This window comes from Nocardia sp. PLKS1-43 (assembly GCF_059510335.1).
Map to the genome: position 1 here is coordinate 70,072 of NZ_JCAJZQ010000020.1, position 16,118 is coordinate 86,189.

The following is a 16,118-nucleotide window of genomic DNA, read 5'->3' on the forward strand; positions in this document are numbered from 1 at the left end:
CACGGCAGCCCCGATCGGTTCCGCCCCCGATAATGTAGTCCGGCCCGGCCGGGTGCTCGAGGGCAGGAGGGCGCGTCGCAGTATATCGGACCGAACTCCTGCTGAGGTAGTGTTCCACCCCCGGCGACCTGCCGAACCGGCTGTCGTTCCTGTTGTTGTCGGTTTCCCGAGTGTTACTCACAAGGTGTATTCGCCAAAGGATTGCCATCGAAAGTGAGCCGAGCATGACGAGTGTGAGCGGTAAGGGTTTTCCCAATGTGGTCGTCACCGGTCTGGCGGCCACGACGTCGATCGCCGGAGATGTGGACTCGACCTGGAAGGGGCTGCTCGGCGGCGAAAGCGGGATCGATGTCCTGGACGACGAGTTCATCGACCAGTTCGACCTGCCCGTGCGCATCGGCGGTCACCTGAAGGCCAAGCCGGAGGATTCGCTCGGCCGCGAGGAGGTCCGGCGGCTGTCCTACGTCGAGCAGATGGCGCTGGTACTGGGCCGGGAGGTGTGGCGCAACGCGGGCAACCCCGAGGTCGATCCGCAGCGGCTCGGGGTGTCGATGGGCACCGGAATCGGCGGCGCGGAGGTCTACATCGATGTGACGAACCGGATGCAGCACGGCGGCTACCGCAAGGTCTCGCCACTGGCGGTGCAACAGATCATGCCGAACGGCGCGGGCGCGGTCGTCGGACTCGAGGTGGGCGCGAAAGCCGGTGTGTCGACGGTGGTTTCGGCCTGTTCGTCCGGTTCGGAGGCGATCGCCAACGCCTGGAAATCGATCGTGATGGGCGATGCGGACATGGTCGTCACCGGCGGGGTGGAGGGTTCCATCCAGGCCGTCCCGATCGCCGCGTTCACCATGATGCGCGCCATGAGCACCCGCAACGACGAGCCCAAACGCGCCTCGCGCCCGTTCGACAAGGATCGCGACGGATTCGTCTTCGGCGAGGCCGGGGCGATGATGGTGCTCGAGACCGAGGAACACGCCCGCGCCCGCGGCGCGACGATCCACGCGCGCCTGATGGGCGCCGGAGTCACCTCCGACGGTTTCCACCTGGTCGCCCCGGATCTCGAGGGCAAGGGCGCCGCGCGGGCGATCACCCGAGCCATCGAGACGGCCGGATTGTCGAAAGACGATGTGACACATGTGAATGCGCATGCCACCGCGACATCGGTCGGCGACACCGCCGAGGCGCTGGCGATCAACTCCGCGATCGGCAACCACCCCTCGGTCTACGCGCCCAAATCCGCGCTGGGACATTCGATCGGCGCGGTCGGAGCGCTGGAGTCCGTGCTCACGGTGCTCAGCGTCCGCGACGGCGTCGTGCCGCCGACGCTCAATCTCGACAACAAGGATCCGGAGATCGACCTGGACGTCGTGACCGGACAGGCCCGAACCGCCCGGATCGATTACGCGGTGAAGAACTCCTTCGGCTTCGGCGGGCACAACGTCTCGCTGGCGTTCGGGCGTTACTGAGCCGAAACCGTGGAAGCTCCTGCTACTGTTCGGGCTTCGCGGTGTCGATCTGTTCGATTGTCATCGCACGTCCGCTGGGCGTGCGTGAAAAAGGATAGGGAATGATCGGCGAAACCTTTGACGACTATCTCGATGAGCAGGGCAATATTTCGATCCGCAGCGATGCGACCATGATCGATTTCGTCGACAAACACAGTGCGGCGAGAGCCGGCGAGCTCGCCTACCGCTACATCGACTATTCGCGCGAGCGCGACGGGGAGTACCTCGAGCTCACCTGGGGCCAGTTCGGCGTGCGACTGCGCGCGGTCGCGGCTCGACTGCAACAGGTGACGAAACCGGGCGATCGGGTGGCGGTCCTCGCGCCCCAGGGATTGGACTACGTGGTGGCCATGTTCGCGGCGGTGTACGCGGGCAATATCGGTGTGCCACTGTTCGATCCGGAGGAACTGGGACATGCCGACCGAGTGCGTTCGGTACTGCGCGACTGCCGTCCCGCGGCCATTCTCACCGCGAGTTCGGCCGCGGCGCGGGTGCGCGAGATCTTCCGCGAACTACCGGCCGCGCGACGTCCCCGGATCATCGCGGTCGACGCGATCCCGGACAGCGTCGGGGAGGGCTGGATCCGCCCGAACCTCGACATCGACGACGTGGCCTACCTGCAGTACACCTCGGGCTCCACGCGCGTGCCCGCCGGTGTCGAGATCACCCATCGCGCAGTGGGAACCAACCTGCTGCAGATGATCGACGCTCTCGGCATCGACGAGACCGCGCGCGGGGTCAGCTGGCTGCCGATGTTCCACGACATGGGGCTGTTGTGCGTGATCCTGCCGGTGGTCGGCGGCGGATTCATCACCATCATGTCGCCCAGTGCCTTCGTGCGCCGCCCGTACCGGTGGATCAAGGAACTGGCCGCGGCCTCGGACGGCGCGTCGACCTACGCCGCCGCACCGAATTTCGCCTACGAGCACGCGGCCGTGCGCGGACTGCCCAAACCGGGCGAGGATCTGGATCTGTCCAATGTGATCGGCCTGATCAACGGCAGTGAACCGGTGTCGGTGACTTCGATGGCGAAGTTCAACGACGCGTTCACCCCGTACGGGCTGTCCAAGACCGCGATGAAGCCGTGTTACGGCATGGCGGAGGCGACGCTGTTCGTCTCGGCGACAAGGCGCGAGGACGAGGCGATGGTCGTCTACGTCGACCGGGCCGAACTCAACGCCGGACGGATGGTCGAGGTCGGTCCGGCCGCGGACAACGCGGTCGCGCAGGTGTCCTGCGGATATGTCGCGCGGTCGCAGTGGGCGGTGATCGTGGATCCCGCGACCGGGGCCGAGCGGCCGGACGGCGAGATCGGCGAGATCTGGTTGCACGGGGAGAACATGGGCATCGGCTACTGGGGCCGGGAGCAGGAGAGCGCGGCGACCTTCCGCAACCGGCTCACCGCGCGGCAGCCGAACAGCCATGCGGAAGGTACTGCGGCGGAAGCGGATTGGATGCGCACCGGCGATTTCGGCGCCTACTACAACGGTGAGCTGTACATCACCGGCCGGGTCAAGGATCTGGTGGTTGTGGACGGGCGCAACCACTACCCGCAGGATATCGAGCAGACCGCCCAGGAGGCGTCGAGTGCGCTGCGGCCGGGTTTCGTGGCGGCGTTCTCGGTGCCGGCCCACGAGCTGCCCGCGGCGATCCGCGAGGCCGGAGCGCCCGCGGGCCCGGAGAATCTGGTCGTGGTCGCCGAACGCGCCACGGGCGCGGCGAAATTGGCGCCGGAGCCGATCGCCGAGGTGGTCCGGGCCGCGATCGCGGCCAAACACGGTGTGGCGGTGTGGGATCTGTTGCTGGTCCCGGCCGGATCCATCTCGCGCACTTCCAGCGGGAAGATCGCGCGGCGGGCGTGCAAGGCGGCCTATCTCGAGGGAACGCTGCGCGGCGGCCGTCGGCAGCGGGAGTTCCCGGACGCCGAATCGCGGTAGCGACCGGCCGCGCCGGACCGCTATCGATGTCCCCGGTGCGCCGCGGTCTCAGGCACGCCAGAGCTGATCGCCCGAGCGGGAGATCACGATGTTGGGCACCACCGCGCGGGCCGACAGCCGCGACACCGCGAGCACCAGCTCGGCGATGTCTGCGGTGGGGAGCATGGCCGAGGGCTCTAGTTCACCGTGCTTCCAGGCGGTCATATCGGTGTCGACGTAGCCCGGCGAGATCGCCGTCGCGCTGACGCCGCGCGCGGACTCCTCCAGCGAGACCGTCTCGCACAGGGAGATCAGCGCCGCCTTGGTGGCGCCGTAGAGGGCCAGGCCCGGCTCCCCGGCGACCCCGGTGATCGAGGCCAGTGCGACGATCTTGGCCCCGCGCCGCGGGTCGGCCTCGGCGCTCTTGCGCAACAGCGGCAGGGTCGCCTGGATCAGCGCCAGCGGGGCGCGGAAGTTGACGTCCAGCATGCGGTCGCGGGCCTTGGGCTTCAGCTCCGCGACCTCGCCTACGCTGCCGGTTCCGGCGTTGAGCACCAGCAGGTCCAGGCCGCCGAACCGCTCGGCGTGCGCCTCTGCCAGTTCGGTGATCCGCGCCTCGTCGGCCAGGTTCGCCGCGAACGGGTGGATCTGCGCGCCGGTCTCCCCGTGGATCTCCTGGGCGGTGCGCTCGAGGGTTTCGGCGGTGCGCGCGGCGATGGTCACCGCGTATCCCTCCCCGGCCAGGCGGCGGGCGACCTCGGCGCCGATACCGCGTGAGCCGCCGGTGACCAGTGCGCTGCGAACAACCGTCATGACCCAGCCTTCTCGATGGTGCGTAGTGTAACGATGAACCGGGGAGAAGTTAACACGGATTCGCGTGCCCGCGATCGATCGGGGCGGCCGGTCGCCGCGAGCGGGCCGGGGACCACCGGCGGCCGGGCGGGCGATCGTCGTACACGCCTGCGCCCGTAGTTCCCGGGATCGCCTCGACGGGCGATGACAGCGCCCGGTCCGGTCCATCTCCGGCGGCGATCTGTGGCAGACTCGGCACCGCACGATGCGGCCGCTCGACGACCGTGCGTGGAAGGGTATGCGGGAGTTGGGATTGCGATGGAGCTGAGCACCATCGAGCGCCAGGTGGCGCAGGACAGGCGTGCCGCCACCCAGGAGCGCTCGGCCGAGGCCGATCTGCGCCTGGCCGCCTCGCTGTGTGAATTCGCCCGCGCCCTGATCGCCACCAAACAGGACGGTTCGGAGCGGGATCGTTCCCCGGCCGCGCTGGAGCCGGCTCAGGAGGCGGTGCTGATCCGGCTGCGCTGGCTGATTCGCGGGCGGGTGACCGCCCAGTTCGCCGGGCAGGTGCAGGAGGCGCTGCGGCTGTTCGAGGAGGCCGCGCGCACCATCGGCCACCGCGAGCTGGCGACCTCGACCATCCGGCAGGCCTGCGACGCGTACCACCAGGTCGCGCGGGACTATCCGGCCGCAGCCGCGGTTTGCGCCGACGGGCTGTCCAAATGCGGTGTGTGGCTGTGCCGGCTGGACCCGTCCGCGGCGGTCGACGCCAGCGCCGAGGCGGTGCGCATTCGCGCGGGCCTGTTCGCGGCCGATCCCGACCAATCCGGCCGCTACTACCTGGCCAGCCTGAACATGTTGCTGCGCACGCTGATGATCGGCCGACCGCGCAAGCAGGCGCTGGCGATGTACCGGGAACGGTATTCGGCCTGGACCACCCAGCCGATGACCAGCCGGTTGCGTGCGACGCCGATCGCTGAACTCGACTTCACCGCTAAAACCGTTGCGGCACTGGGGAAGCTGGAGTGCCAGACGCTCGAGCGCGCGGGTTACCTGACTCAGCAGCAGATTCTGTACCAGACCTCCGGTGACCTGTCGACGATCGAGGAGATCAACTGGAAGCTCGGGCTGGTGGGGCTCAAACCCCTTGCGGCCGGGGCGCTTCCGGATCTGCCGTCCAAGCCGGTGGAGATCGCGACCTCGTTCGGCGCGATCGCGGTGCGGTGTACGAGTCCCGATGCGGTGGCCCAGGTGCGCGCGGCGGTCATCGCCGCCTACGCGGCCGACGGGGCGGAGCCCACCACGAGCACCTCCTTCCAGGGGGTGCACGAAACCCATTGGCATATGCCCGATCCCGAGATGAACCTCACCGAGCGCCTCGGTGACGACGTGGTGCTGGTCGAACGCTGCGGCGGCAGCTGGATCTCGGTGGCCAGCCTGTACTGGGAACTCACCCCTGGCGGGAAAAACCCTCTGGCCCTGCGCCTTTCCCAGCGCTGGCCGGTCATCACGGTGAACACCACCGAGCACATGTCCTACGAACTGTGCTGGTACGCCGACGGCGTCGCCGCCCAGTACGCCGCCCTGGGGCGTCCTGCCGGGCAGCCCGCACTGGACAAGCCGTTGGCGCCCTTGAACTTCGCGGTCCTGGCCGACTACGGCGCGGACTATGCCTCGGAGACCCAGGTCCGCGCGGCGTTCGGCAACACCGCGACGTTCTCCAAGCTCACCAATCTGCCCACCAGCGGTATCCGGCAGGCCGGGCAGGCGCACGCGCTGGCCGATTACGGCGATCGGGTGCTGTTCTTCCGCGCCGGCGGATCGGACTGAGCGGCGATGTCGGAACCCGCGCTATCGCAAGCGGTTTCGCCGCGGTGGGAGTACGGCGGCCGCTACTACGTGGTGTGGCGGGTCACCGACAGCGCTGAGCGGGCCACCCTGGGCTGGGAACTCGAGGACGTGGGCCCCTCGCCGGGGCGAGGTATCGTACTCGAGGCGTTCGAACAGGACGCCTCCGGAGAGTTCGCGTTCACCGCGTTCACCGACCAGCCGCTGCCGTTCGCCCTGGTCCACCGGTTCGTCGTGGAGGCGGCCCGGCAGATCCCGGCGAAGTAGCCGATCACGTCTTCCGCCGGCCGGGCGGGATGAATTCGCGCCGCGCGAGTGTTGGACACAGGTCCGTCCGCTTCACGGCCGGTAACGAATGACCTGTAGTGGAAGGCCGCGGCCCGCCGGACCGGAGCGGAGGCCAACGCCACAACAATCGATTTGCGATTCGGTGCCTGGGCGTATGTATAGTTGGCTTTGGCAACTAGTTGTATGCGCTAACCAAGTCTGCAGATCTATGGGAGAAGGTGAATCCCGTGACCACCGTCGGCCTCGAGCCCGAGGTAACCGCCGCCGTCGTCTCCGGCAACGCCGTCCTCGACGACGCCGATCGCCTCGGCACTCAGTTGGTCCGGTTCATGCGGGCACTGAACCGGGCGAAGACACAGATGTCCAAGCACGGTCCGGACGGATTGGACAGACTCGCCTACGCGGTGCTGTTCTGCCTGGTCCACGACGGCCCGCAGCGTACCGGCAAGATCGCCGAGCAGCTGCACGCCGAGATCTCCACCATCAGCAGGCAGACCCGATCCCTCGTCACGCACGGCATGATCGAACGCCGGGCGGACCCTGTCGACGGCCGCGCCTGCGTGCTCGCCGCCACCGAGGAGGGAGTGCGAGTCTTCGAAGAGACCCGCCGGCAACGGAATCTCTGGCTCGCCGGAATCCTGGCCGACTGGCCCGCGACGGAGCGGTCCGATCTCATCACACTTCTCGACCGGCTCAACGCCGATATCGAGACAACCCCATCGCTGTGTACAGCCGAACCGAAATAGGGTTTGAACAATTATGACGACTTCGACAACCGAGGCGCCGGTGGCTCGGTCCGGACCAGTGCAGGAAGAGAGTACGTTCCTCTCTCACCGCCAGGTTCTGACGGTGCTGTCGGGCCTGCTGCTGGGCATGTTCCTGGCGGCGCTGGATCAGAACATCGTGAGCGTTGCGATCGTTCGGATCGCCAACAGCCTGCACGGATTCGATCAGCAGGCCTGGGCGACCACCGCCTATCTGATCACCGCGACCATCAGTACCCCGCTGTACGGCAAGCTTGCCGACATCTACGGCCGCAAGCCGTTCTTCCTCACCGCGATCGGCATCTTCGTCATCGGTTCGGCGGCCTGTACGTTCGCCACCTCGATGTACGAACTGGCCGGGTTCCGTGCCTTCCAGGGCCTGGGCGCCGGTGGTCTGATGTCGCTGGCGATGACCATCATCGGTGACATCGTCCCGGCCCGCGAGCGCGTGCGCTACCAGGGCTACTTCATGATGGTGTTCGGCATCTCCACGGTGCTCGGACCGGTACTCGGCGGCTGGTTCTCCGGCTTCGACCACCTGTGGGGCCTCGAGGGCTGGCGCTGGGTGTTCCTGGTGAACGTGCCGATCGGCGTGATCGCGCTGGGCGTGGTGGCCCGGGTGCTGAACGTGCCGCACCGAAGGCAGAACCACAAGGTCGACTGGTGGGGAGCGATAGCACTCGCGATATGCGTGGTCCCGCTGCTGATCGTGGCCGAACAGGGCCGCGGCTGGGGCTGGGGCGACAGCAAGTCGATCATCTGCTACGGCATCGGCGCGGTCGGGCTGATCCTGTTCATCTTCGTCGAATACGTGATGAAGGATGCGGCGCTGATCCCGCTGCGGCTGTTCAAGAACTCGACCTTCAGCGTCGTCATCGCGGGCGGATTCATCGTGGGTGTCGCGATGTTCGGCGCGATCTCCATGGTTCCGCTGTACTGGCAGGTCGTTCGGAACTATTCGCCGACCGCCGCGGGTCTGCTGATGCTGCCGCTGGTCGCGGGCATCATGATCGGATCGCTGATCTCCGGTCAGGTCACCCGGTTCACCGGCCGCTACAAGATCCTGCCCGTGGTGGGCACGTTCATCATCGCGGTGGGCGCGCTGCTCTACGCGCAGGTCCACTACGACAGCGCGATCTGGCAGCCGCTGCTGTACAGCGGCGTCATCGGCCTGGGCCTGGGCTGCTGTATGCAGACGTTGATCATCGCCGCGCAGAACGCGGGCCCGCGTTCGGACATGGGTGTATCCACCGCGTCGGCGACCTTCTTCCGGCAGATGGGCGGCACGCTGGGTGTCGCGGTCTTCCTGACGATCATGTTCAACCTGCTGCCGAACAAGATCATCGATGCTTTCGGCGGCCACCTGCCGGCCGGGTTCGACACTTCCAAGCTCGGCAGCATCCAGAGCAACACCAGCGGCATCGCCAATCTCCCGGCGATGGTCAAGGATCCGATCCTGATCGGATTCACGAACTCCCTGCACGGCGTGTTCTACGCCGCGGCCGGGGTCGGGCTGGTGGCCTGCCTGGTGCTGCTGTTCATGAAGGAGATCCCGCTGGCGGACCCCAAGGCCTCCGCGCCGCCGGCCGAGAAGCCGGTCGACGCAACCACGGATTCGTGGGAGGAAAGTCAGGGCCGGGCGCAGTATCAATACGCGCTCTCCGAGCCGGAGCCGGTGCTGGCCGGTGCGGTCGCGGGCAGGCATGCCGCGATCTCGCGCAACGGCAACGGCGCGGCTGCGCATACGAATGGAACGGCGGTGTCACAGATGGCCATAAGGAGTTCGTCGGCCGGATTCGCCTCGGCGGATGGCGAGGTTCGCACGATCGGCGGTCGGATCAGACGCGAGGACGGGCGGCCGGTCGCCGGCGCCGCGCTCACGCTGATCGATACGCGCGGTCACCAGGTGTCCCGGGCGGCCGGTGACGCCGAGGGCGGTTACACGATCGGCGCGCCCACGTCGGGCAGCTATGTGCTGATCGTCTCGGCCGGCGGACATCAGCCCTCGGCGGTCAATGTGACCGTCGGCAATGGATCGCAGGCGCTGGACGTGACGCTGCAGGGTTCGGGCGAACTGTCGGGCGTGGTGCGCTCGGCGGGGCGCGGTGAGCCGCTGCCCTCGGCGACGGTTACGCTGACCGATATGCGCGGCGAGGTCGTCGGCGCGGCGGTCACCGGACAGGACGGCGCATACGTCTGCCACGGCGTGGTATCCGGGATCTACACCCTGGTCGCCGTCGCCGATCACATGCGGCCCAACGCGCTGACCCTGACCGTGCCCGAGAGTGGTCTGCTGCGGCACGACATCGAACTCTCGCCGATGACGGTGCTGTCCGGCGCGGCCTGGGCCAACGGGCGCGCGGTGCCGGATGCGCAGGTGACGGTGCTGGACGTCAGCGGGACGCCGGTCGCCACCGCGCGCACCGACGCGGAGGGCCACTACCTGGTGACCGATCTGCCCGAGGGCGAGTACACCGTGGTGGCCAGCGGCTACCCGCCGGTGACCAGCCAGGTGACCGTCGCCGGCGGCGAGATCAACCACGATGTGCGGCTCGGCTACGAGGAGGCGACAAACCAGTCATGAGTGGATTGACGGCACGTATTCACACCACCGAGGGGTGGCCGGTCCCGGACGCGGTGCTGACGGTAACCGATTTGAGCGGCCGTCAGCTCGCCCGGGCGAGTGCCGGTGCGACCGGGGAGGTGGCTACCGAGCCGCTGCCCGCGGGCGTGTGCACCGCCATCATCACCGCGCCGGGTTATCAGCCGGTGGCGCAGGTGGCGCGGGTCGGTGGGGACGGTTCGGGCCGGCTGGGGCAGATCGTCCTGGCTCCGGAGGCGGGGACCAATCCGGCTCCGCCGGCGGGTCCGTGGACCATCGATCCGGTGCATTCGACGGTGATCGCGACCGCGCGGCACCTGGGTATCGCGAGTATCAAGGCCCGGTTCGCGGAGGTGAGCGGTCGGCTGAACATCGCCGAAACCCTGGAGAATTCGACGGGTTTCGCCGAGATCAAGACCGCGAGCATCGATACCGGTATCGGGATGCGCGACGACCACCTGCGGTCGGCGGACTTCCTGGACGCCGAGAAGTATCCGGTGATCTCGTTCAACGGCAGCGGTTTCCGCCGCGTCGGCGGTGACAAGCTGGTGATGCCGGGCGAGCTGACCCTGCACGGTCAGGTCCGCCCGGTCGAGCTGGACATCACCTACGGTGGCTACGGCCCCGACCCGTGGGGCGGTGTGCGCGCGGCGTTCCACGCCGAAATGCAGTTGCACCGCAACGATTTCGCGATCGACTACAACGCCATGGTGCGCGCGGGTATCGCCGCGGTCGGCACCGCGGTGAAGATCGATCTGGACATCGAACTCGTCCAGGGTGAGTCACTGCCCCAGATGTAGCACGGTATTTCGCATGCCGCCCCGATCCGAACGGATCGGGGCGGCATGCTTGTGGGATTCGATTGCTACACAGCGCAATTCGGATTGGATGGGAGAATCGTCAGAACGAACTCTCCGAAAGGTCGCGTGGATGGCGCTTCGGTGCACCCAGCCGACGGTGGTCGCCGGCGTCATCGCAGGTACCCGAGGAGGTTTTTCGCACCTGCGGATTTGATCCGCATGACCCTGTCCGCATCCTCGTCGACGAGTGTGAGGGCTTCGTAGGCATCGCTCGCCGCAAGGGCGTCCCGCCCCGAAAGCACTTCGGCGCACAACAGCCAGATGCCCTCCTGGGCTGCGAGAATACATTCCCTCGTCAAATCCCGGCCGTCCCGCGCCGCCTCGTACGTCTGTCCTTCCCCCGCGGCAAGCGACAGCACAAGGCCGGAAAAAACCCTCCGCACCGGCAGCGGGACCGTATCCGCCAGGGCCGCGAGAGCGACCCGCATCGTCGGAACCGCGGGCTCGCAGAGGATCGATGGCATGAATACATGGCCGTCCAAGCGGTCGGTGTCGAGGCGCTGCTCGCCGTCACCGCCGTGCGCGAGCCATCGGAGATCATCCGCAACATGCCCGGCATGGTGACCGCACCCGCAACGCAGCTGGGACCACTCGTGCCGTTCGATCTCGAGTTCCAAGAACCCCACACCCCGAGCATCCCTGTATCTTCCGTTGAGATCCACTCGAATTTGCGAGGGGTATCGCGAGTATCAAGGCGCGCTTCGCGGAGGTGAGCGGTCGCCTGAACATCGCCGAAACCAAGGGAAGAGTGAGTTGCCCTGCGCTGCCCCGGTTTCTGCGCCCTGGCGGCCCAATGCCGTGTCACCTCTTGCGCATTTCCCAATATCGGTGAATCATTCCCGGCCCACGGTCAATAGGCTGGGGCGAGGTGTCCACTCGATACCGACGAGGAAGCCACATGTCAGCAACGAGTTCGGGACGAAACGAATGCCCGATGGCGGGTCGACCCGGCGCGGTGATGCCGGAGTAGGCGTGGAATTCAATGTCACACTGTCGGATCCCGCGCTGGTGACCGCGTGCTTCGACGATCTGATGACCGTGCTGGGGTATACCCTGCGGGAGCTGGGACATTCGGTGGTCGACACCGGCGGCCCGGATACCGGCCGGATCAATATCGTCTTCGGGTATTACCTTGCGCCCCAGGAGTTTTCCGAGCCGTGCATCGTGTACCAGCTGGAGCCCGTCACCGACAACATGGTGGCCTCGGGCATGGTGCCGGTGGACCTGCTGCGGCGGCATCTGGTGTGGGACTGCAACCGCCGCAATATCGAGCAGTTGCGACGCTACGACGTGACGGCGCACTACGTTCCGCCGGGCTTCCATCCCGTACAACGGCGGGTGCTGCGGTCGGTGGAAACCTCGACGGATGTGCTGTTCTACGGGAAGCGGACACCGCGCCGCGCCCGGATACTCGAGCTGCTTCGGGAGGCGGGATTGCGGGTCCGCTGGGTGCAGGACCGGTACGGTCCCCGGCTCGATCCGCCAGATCGCACGGTCGAAAGTGGTGCTGTGCTTGCACTCTCACGAATGGATGCGGGTACTGGAGTCGGTGCGGGTCACCTATCTGATGGCCAACCGCAAGGCGGTGGTCGCGGAGGTGAATCCGGTGGACGACTCGGACGGGCTGAACGACGGTATCCTCGGCGTTCACTACGACGGTTTGGTGGAGGCATGTCTGTCCCTGGTCCACGACGATCGCGCCCGAGCCGAACTCGAGGATGCGGCGTTCCGCACGATCGCCGCACGGCCCTACAGCGATATTCTCGCCCGGGTGATTCCGCGCGCGGACCCGCCGGCGGCCGTTCCCGCCCGCGGGGGCGTCCTCGGTCCGGGGATCGCAGGATGATTCCGGTCGAGCCGGACGCACCGGGCGCCGCGGCCGGGGGTTCGGGTCGTCGCACAGATGTGACGTCGCCTCGGGTACCTGTTCACCTGCTGGATGTGTCGTTGAGAGATGCTGTTGTCCGAGTATGCGAGCCGCGAGCGCGGTCGGCCGGTCACGGCCGGCCGCCAGCTGCCGGACAGGGCCGTCGGGCGCGGTCGCGCGGATGTGTGAGAACCGAGTCGGAGCAGAACGGCGGGCGCGCGTGGTAATGGAGTATCCAGTGGGTGGAGTTGCCCTGCGGTCCGGTGCGGACGTCATCGAGCCGCCCGAAGTCGTTGTGACGCAACCCGATTCGATGGGCGATCGGGGTAGTGAGTACGCGGTGCTGGCGCGGCGGGTGCGCAGCGCCGGATTGCTCGAGCGGCGGGTGGGCTATTACGCCGGGCTCGCTGCGATCGCGTTCGCGGCGCTGGTGGCCGGGTGGGCGGCTTTCGTCGTGGTGGGCGACTCGTGGTCGCAGCTGGGCATCGCCGCGGTACTGGCCGTCGTATTCACCCAGTTCGCGTTCCTGGGGCACGACGCCGGGCACCGGCAGATCTTCCGCACCCGTCGGGCGAATCACCTGTTCGGTCTGATCGCCGGGAATCTGTGCATCGGAGTGAGCATCGGCTGGTGGACCAGCAATCACAACCGGCACCACGCGCACCCCAACACCGAGGGGGCCGACCCGGACATCATGGGCGTGCTGGCCCACTCCGGTGGCCGCGCGGGGGCCGGGCGCGGTGTGCGGCGCTGGATCTTCCGGCATCAGGCGCGGCTGTTCTTTCCGATGTTGTTGCTGGAGGGCGCGAGTCTGCACGGGGCGAGCGTCCGGGCGGTGATCGGGTGGCCTATCCGGCATCGAGCCTGGGAAGCGGCGCTGCTGGCCGCGCATGCGGTCGGCTACCTCGCCCTCGTCGCGACGGTGCTGCCCCCGGGTAAGGCGCTGGCGTTCATCGCGGTGAACCAGGGGCTGTTCGGATTGTTCATGGGCTGCACTTTCGCCCCGAACCACAAAGGGATGGCGGTGCTGGACGAGGATCAGGCCACCGACTTCCTGCGCCGTCAGGTGCTGACCTCGCGCAACGTTCGAGGCGGGCGGGTCATCGATATCGCCATGGGCGGGTTGAACTATCAGATCGAGCACCACCTGTTCCCGTCCATGCCGCGACCCAACCTGCGCCGGGTCCGGCCGCTGGTGATGCGGTTCTGTGCCGAGCGGGGAGTGCCGTATTGCGAGACCGGCCTGCTGGAGTCGTACTCGCAGGCGTTGCGGCATCTGCATGAGGTCGGCAAACACGCTCGGTGACCGACTCGGGCCGGAGATTTCGTCACCGTCGGCGGTGAAGCGCACGATTGCGTCGCGGTTCTCGTAGTGGACGGGCGAGGCCTGTATATGCCCTTGTGCGTATATACGTGATGGAGTATGTTAGCGGTCGTGGCAGCCGATCCGTTCTCCGTGGTCGCCGAGCCGCAGCGTCGGCGGATACTCGACCAGCTGCGGACCGGGCAGGCCACCGTCGGCGAGCTCGTCGATCGGCTGGAGTTGTCCCAGCCGACGGTGTCCAAACATCTCAAGGTGCTGCGCGACGCGGGTTTCGTCACCTGCGAGGTGGCGGCGCAGCGGCGGGTCTATCGGCTGGCTCCCGGCCCGTTTCAGGAGCTGGACGGCTGGCTCTCACCGTATCTGCGGCTGTGGCAGCACCACCTCGACGCCCTCGGGCGACACCTCGACAGAAAGGACCGGCCCTGATGAGCACGCAACCCTATCGGCCAAGCCCCCTGCATCCGGTCGAACTCGTGGACGACGGCGGGCGGTGGTCGCTGGTGTTCACCCGCGACTTCACGCATGCTCCCGAATCGGTCTGGTCGGCCCTCACCGATCCGGGGGAGCTGGCCGAATGGGCGCCCTACACCGCTGATCGCCCACTCGACACGCTCGGCCCGGTCACGCTGATCATGATCGATGGCCAGGCGAAACTCGAACTGCCGGGCGAGGTTTCGCATGTCGACCGACCGTACCGGCTCGAATACACCTGGAGCGGTGAGCTGTTGCGGTGGGAGTTGAGCGAAACCGACAGCGGCACAACGCTTCGACTGACGCATCAGCTGTCCGATCGTGCCCAGGCCGCCATGATGGCCGCGGGCTGGCACCTGTGCCTGGATGTCGCCGCGCTGTTGCTCGCAGGCACGCCCATCGGCCCGATCGTCGGCGCGGCCGCGATGAACAACGGCTGGTCCGAACTGAATCGCGCATATTCGGCCGAACTGGGAGTGGAGCCGATCGAGCCGCCGACCGCCGGTGGGCGCGAGGGCTGAGCGCAATTCGCGGCGCAGGCCGGAAAGCCGCCGCGTGGACGCGGTGTCACCAGCGGCCCGACCGGATCCAGGTCGTGCGCGGCGGCTTGGTGTGACCGCCCGGCGGGTACGCGGGGATACTGGGCTGTGCACAGTGCACATCGTTCGATCAGGAGGGCGCATGGCGAGAACAGCGGATTCCGGTGCGGCGGAAGGCGATACCGCGGCCAAGGTGTCGGGCAGCGCTGTGGGCCCGATGCTGATCGCGGCCGCCGAGCAGCATCTTCCGCCCGATCAGCGACTGGTCGACGACGACCTCGCCGCGGCCATGCTGCCGAGTGCGCTGCGCGCGGTGGTGCGTCCGCGACCGCTGCGGCAATGGCTGATGTCGGTGACCGATCGGGAAGCCCCCGGGCTGTGGAACAGCATCGCCTGTCGCAAACGCTATATCGATGATCGCCTCACCGAGGCGATCGATGCGGGCATCGAGGCGGTGGTATTGCTGGGCGCAGGGTTCGACACCCGCGGCTATCGCGTTGCCGACCGCGTCGAGGACTTCGAGGTCGACATGCCTCGCAATCTCGAAACCAAACGGAAGCGAATGCCGGTGCCGGACAACGTGGTTCAGGTGCCCATCGATTTCGAGACCGAGGATCTCGGCGCGGCGCTCACCGCGCACGGGCACCGGCTCGACCGTCGGACCATGTACATCTGGGAGGGCGTCACCCAGTATTTGACCGAGCCCGCGGTCCGCGCCACCCTCGACTTCCTGTCCGGCGCGGCGTCCGGCAGCCGGCTCGCATTCACTTACGTGCGCAAGGACTTTCTGGACGGCACTCAGCTTTACGACTCGCCGCGCATGCGCCGGCGTTTCGTGGAACGCGAGCGAATCTGGCGTTACGGGCTGGAGCCCGGTGACGTCGCGCCGCTGCTGGCGGAGTACGGGTGGGACGAGGCCGAACAGGTCGGCGGTGCGGAATACGCGGCGCGGTATCTGGAGCCGGCCGGACGGACCGGTGTCGTCTCGGAGGTGGAACGCAACGTCAGCGCGGTCGTGCGGTGATGCCGCGCCCGCGGGCTCGACGAGCCGGTGAGGTCAGCGGACCCACTCCCATGACGGGTCTTTGATGACGAAGTGCCGCCCGAGGGCGTGCACGGCCTCGGGTGAGGTCGAGTCGACATCCTCGCCCTCCTCGACCAATGTCCCCGAGACCCGGACCGCTTGGTACAGATGCTCGTCGGGCCATTCGCGGAGCCCATCGATATAGACGTGCGCGCCCGGGCCGCACAGGACCACGGCGCCGGACATGGCATTCTCGGCGAGGCCGAAAAGGTCGACCTCGCTGTTCACGGATTCGTCGAGATTCATATGCTCCAA

15 protein-coding genes are annotated in these 16,118 nt (G+C 67.4%); 12 read left to right on the top strand and 3 right to left on the bottom strand.

Annotation, left to right across the window (positions count from 1 at the left end; translation table 11 throughout):
- Positions 1 to 224 precede the first annotated feature (224 nt).
- On the top strand, positions 225 to 1,469 hold the full coding sequence (locus AC5WS7_RS38735; protein ID WP_495959629.1) for a KasA/KasB family beta-ketoacyl-ACP synthase: 1,245 nt from the start codon (positions 225 to 227) through the stop codon (positions 1,467 to 1,469).
- 104 nt (positions 1,470 to 1,573) lie between these two features.
- A complete protein-coding gene (gene fadD32, locus AC5WS7_RS38740; RefSeq protein ID WP_495959659.1) occupies positions 1,574 to 3,445 on the top strand; it encodes a long-chain-fatty-acid--AMP ligase FadD32 in 1,872 nt (623 codons plus the stop codon).
- Positions 3,446 to 3,493: 48 nt separating this feature from the next.
- On the opposite strand, the gene AC5WS7_RS38745 is transcribed toward fadD32, so the two are convergent.
- Positions 3,494 to 4,237, bottom strand: a complete 744-nt coding sequence (locus tag AC5WS7_RS38745; protein WP_495959630.1) for an SDR family oxidoreductase — start codon at positions 4,235 to 4,237, stop codon at positions 3,494 to 3,496.
- A 297-nt stretch (positions 4,238 to 4,534) separates the two neighbouring features.
- On the opposite strand from AC5WS7_RS38745, the gene AC5WS7_RS38750 reads away from it, so the two are divergent.
- The 5 genes from AC5WS7_RS38750 to AC5WS7_RS38770 all read left to right on the top strand — a co-directional run bounded on the left by AC5WS7_RS38750 (position 4,535) and on the right by AC5WS7_RS38770 (position 10,518).
- Positions 4,535 to 6,046 carry a hypothetical protein gene (locus AC5WS7_RS38750; RefSeq protein ID WP_495959631.1) on the top strand — a complete coding sequence of 504 codons (1,512 nt, stop codon included), beginning with the start codon at positions 4,535 to 4,537 and terminating at the stop codon, positions 6,044 to 6,046.
- 6 nt (positions 6,047 to 6,052) lie between these two features.
- Positions 6,053 to 6,331, top strand: coding sequence for a hypothetical protein (locus tag AC5WS7_RS38755; RefSeq protein WP_495959632.1), 279 nt, complete (start codon positions 6,053 to 6,055; stop codon positions 6,329 to 6,331).
- Positions 6,332 to 6,579: 248 nt separating this feature from the next.
- On the top strand, positions 6,580 to 7,098 hold the full coding sequence (locus AC5WS7_RS38760) for a MarR family winged helix-turn-helix transcriptional regulator (protein ID WP_495959633.1): 519 nt from the start codon (positions 6,580 to 6,582) through the stop codon (positions 7,096 to 7,098).
- A 13-nt stretch (positions 7,099 to 7,111) separates the two neighbouring features.
- A complete protein-coding gene (locus AC5WS7_RS38765) occupies positions 7,112 to 9,700 on the top strand; it encodes an MFS transporter (RefSeq protein WP_495959634.1) in 2,589 nt (862 codons plus the stop codon).
- Entirely contained in the window at positions 9,697 to 10,518 is an 822-nt protein-coding gene (locus AC5WS7_RS38770) for a YceI family protein (RefSeq protein WP_495959635.1), read from the top strand. Before AC5WS7_RS38765 ends, AC5WS7_RS38770 begins: the two co-directional genes overlap by 4 nt.
- Before the next feature lie 170 nt (positions 10,519 to 10,688).
- Here AC5WS7_RS38770 and AC5WS7_RS38775 read toward each other — a convergent pair whose 3' ends face one another.
- Positions 10,689 to 11,195 carry a hypothetical protein gene (locus AC5WS7_RS38775; RefSeq protein ID WP_495959636.1) on the bottom strand — a complete coding sequence of 169 codons (507 nt, stop codon included), beginning with the start codon at positions 11,193 to 11,195 and terminating at the stop codon, positions 10,689 to 10,691.
- 896 nt (positions 11,196 to 12,091) lie between these two features.
- Here AC5WS7_RS38775 and AC5WS7_RS38780 point away from each other — a divergent pair.
- The 5 genes from AC5WS7_RS38780 (at position 12,092) to AC5WS7_RS38800 (ending at position 15,803) form a co-directional block, all read left to right on the top strand.
- Positions 12,092 to 12,424 (top strand): hypothetical protein, encoded by a 333-nt coding sequence (locus tag AC5WS7_RS38780; protein ID WP_495959637.1) that lies wholly within the window; start codon positions 12,092 to 12,094, stop codon positions 12,422 to 12,424.
- 259 nt (positions 12,425 to 12,683) lie between these two features.
- A complete protein-coding gene (locus AC5WS7_RS38785) occupies positions 12,684 to 13,751 on the top strand; it encodes a fatty acid desaturase family protein (RefSeq protein WP_495959638.1) in 1,068 nt (355 codons plus the stop codon).
- A gap of 129 nt (positions 13,752 to 13,880) precedes the next feature.
- Entirely contained in the window at positions 13,881 to 14,195 is a 315-nt protein-coding gene (locus AC5WS7_RS38790) for an ArsR/SmtB family transcription factor (RefSeq protein WP_495959639.1), read from the top strand.
- Positions 14,195 to 14,761 (top strand): SRPBCC family protein, encoded by a 567-nt coding sequence (locus AC5WS7_RS38795; RefSeq protein ID WP_495959640.1) that lies wholly within the window; start codon positions 14,195 to 14,197, stop codon positions 14,759 to 14,761. The genes AC5WS7_RS38790 and AC5WS7_RS38795 overlap by 1 nt, the downstream gene beginning before the upstream one ends.
- Before the next feature lie 160 nt (positions 14,762 to 14,921).
- Positions 14,922 to 15,803, top strand: coding sequence for an SAM-dependent methyltransferase (locus tag AC5WS7_RS38800; RefSeq protein WP_495959641.1), 882 nt, complete (start codon positions 14,922 to 14,924; stop codon positions 15,801 to 15,803).
- A gap of 33 nt (positions 15,804 to 15,836) precedes the next feature.
- Here the strand turns inward: AC5WS7_RS38800 and AC5WS7_RS38805 are convergent, their stop codons facing one another.
- On the bottom strand, positions 15,837 to 16,118 hold the full coding sequence (locus AC5WS7_RS38805; RefSeq protein ID WP_495959642.1) for a hypothetical protein: 282 nt from the start codon (positions 16,116 to 16,118) through the stop codon (positions 15,837 to 15,839).

What these genes read in the sequence shown, in the direction of transcription:
- AC5WS7_RS38795 (WP_495959640.1), top strand. Translation starts at nt 14,195, where the DNA reads ATGAGCACGCAACCCTATCGGCCAAGCCCCCTGCATCCGGTCGAACTC.
- AC5WS7_RS38745 (WP_495959630.1), bottom strand. Translation starts at nt 4,237, where the DNA reads ATGACGGTTGTTCGCAGCGCACTGGTCACCGGCGGCTCACGCGGTATC.
- AC5WS7_RS38750 (WP_495959631.1), top strand. Translation starts at nt 4,535, where the DNA reads ATGGAGCTGAGCACCATCGAGCGCCAGGTGGCGCAGGACAGGCGTGCC.
- AC5WS7_RS38765 (WP_495959634.1), top strand. Translation starts at nt 7,112, where the DNA reads ATGACGACTTCGACAACCGAGGCGCCGGTGGCTCGGTCCGGACCAGTG.
- AC5WS7_RS38770 (WP_495959635.1), top strand. Translation starts at nt 9,697, where the DNA reads ATGAGTGGATTGACGGCACGTATTCACACCACCGAGGGGTGGCCGGTC.
- AC5WS7_RS38735 (WP_495959629.1), top strand. Translation starts at nt 225, where the DNA reads ATGACGAGTGTGAGCGGTAAGGGTTTTCCCAATGTGGTCGTCACCGGT.
- AC5WS7_RS38800 (WP_495959641.1), top strand. Translation starts at nt 14,922, where the DNA reads ATGGCGAGAACAGCGGATTCCGGTGCGGCGGAAGGCGATACCGCGGCC.
- AC5WS7_RS38755 (WP_495959632.1), top strand. Translation starts at nt 6,053, where the DNA reads ATGTCGGAACCCGCGCTATCGCAAGCGGTTTCGCCGCGGTGGGAGTAC.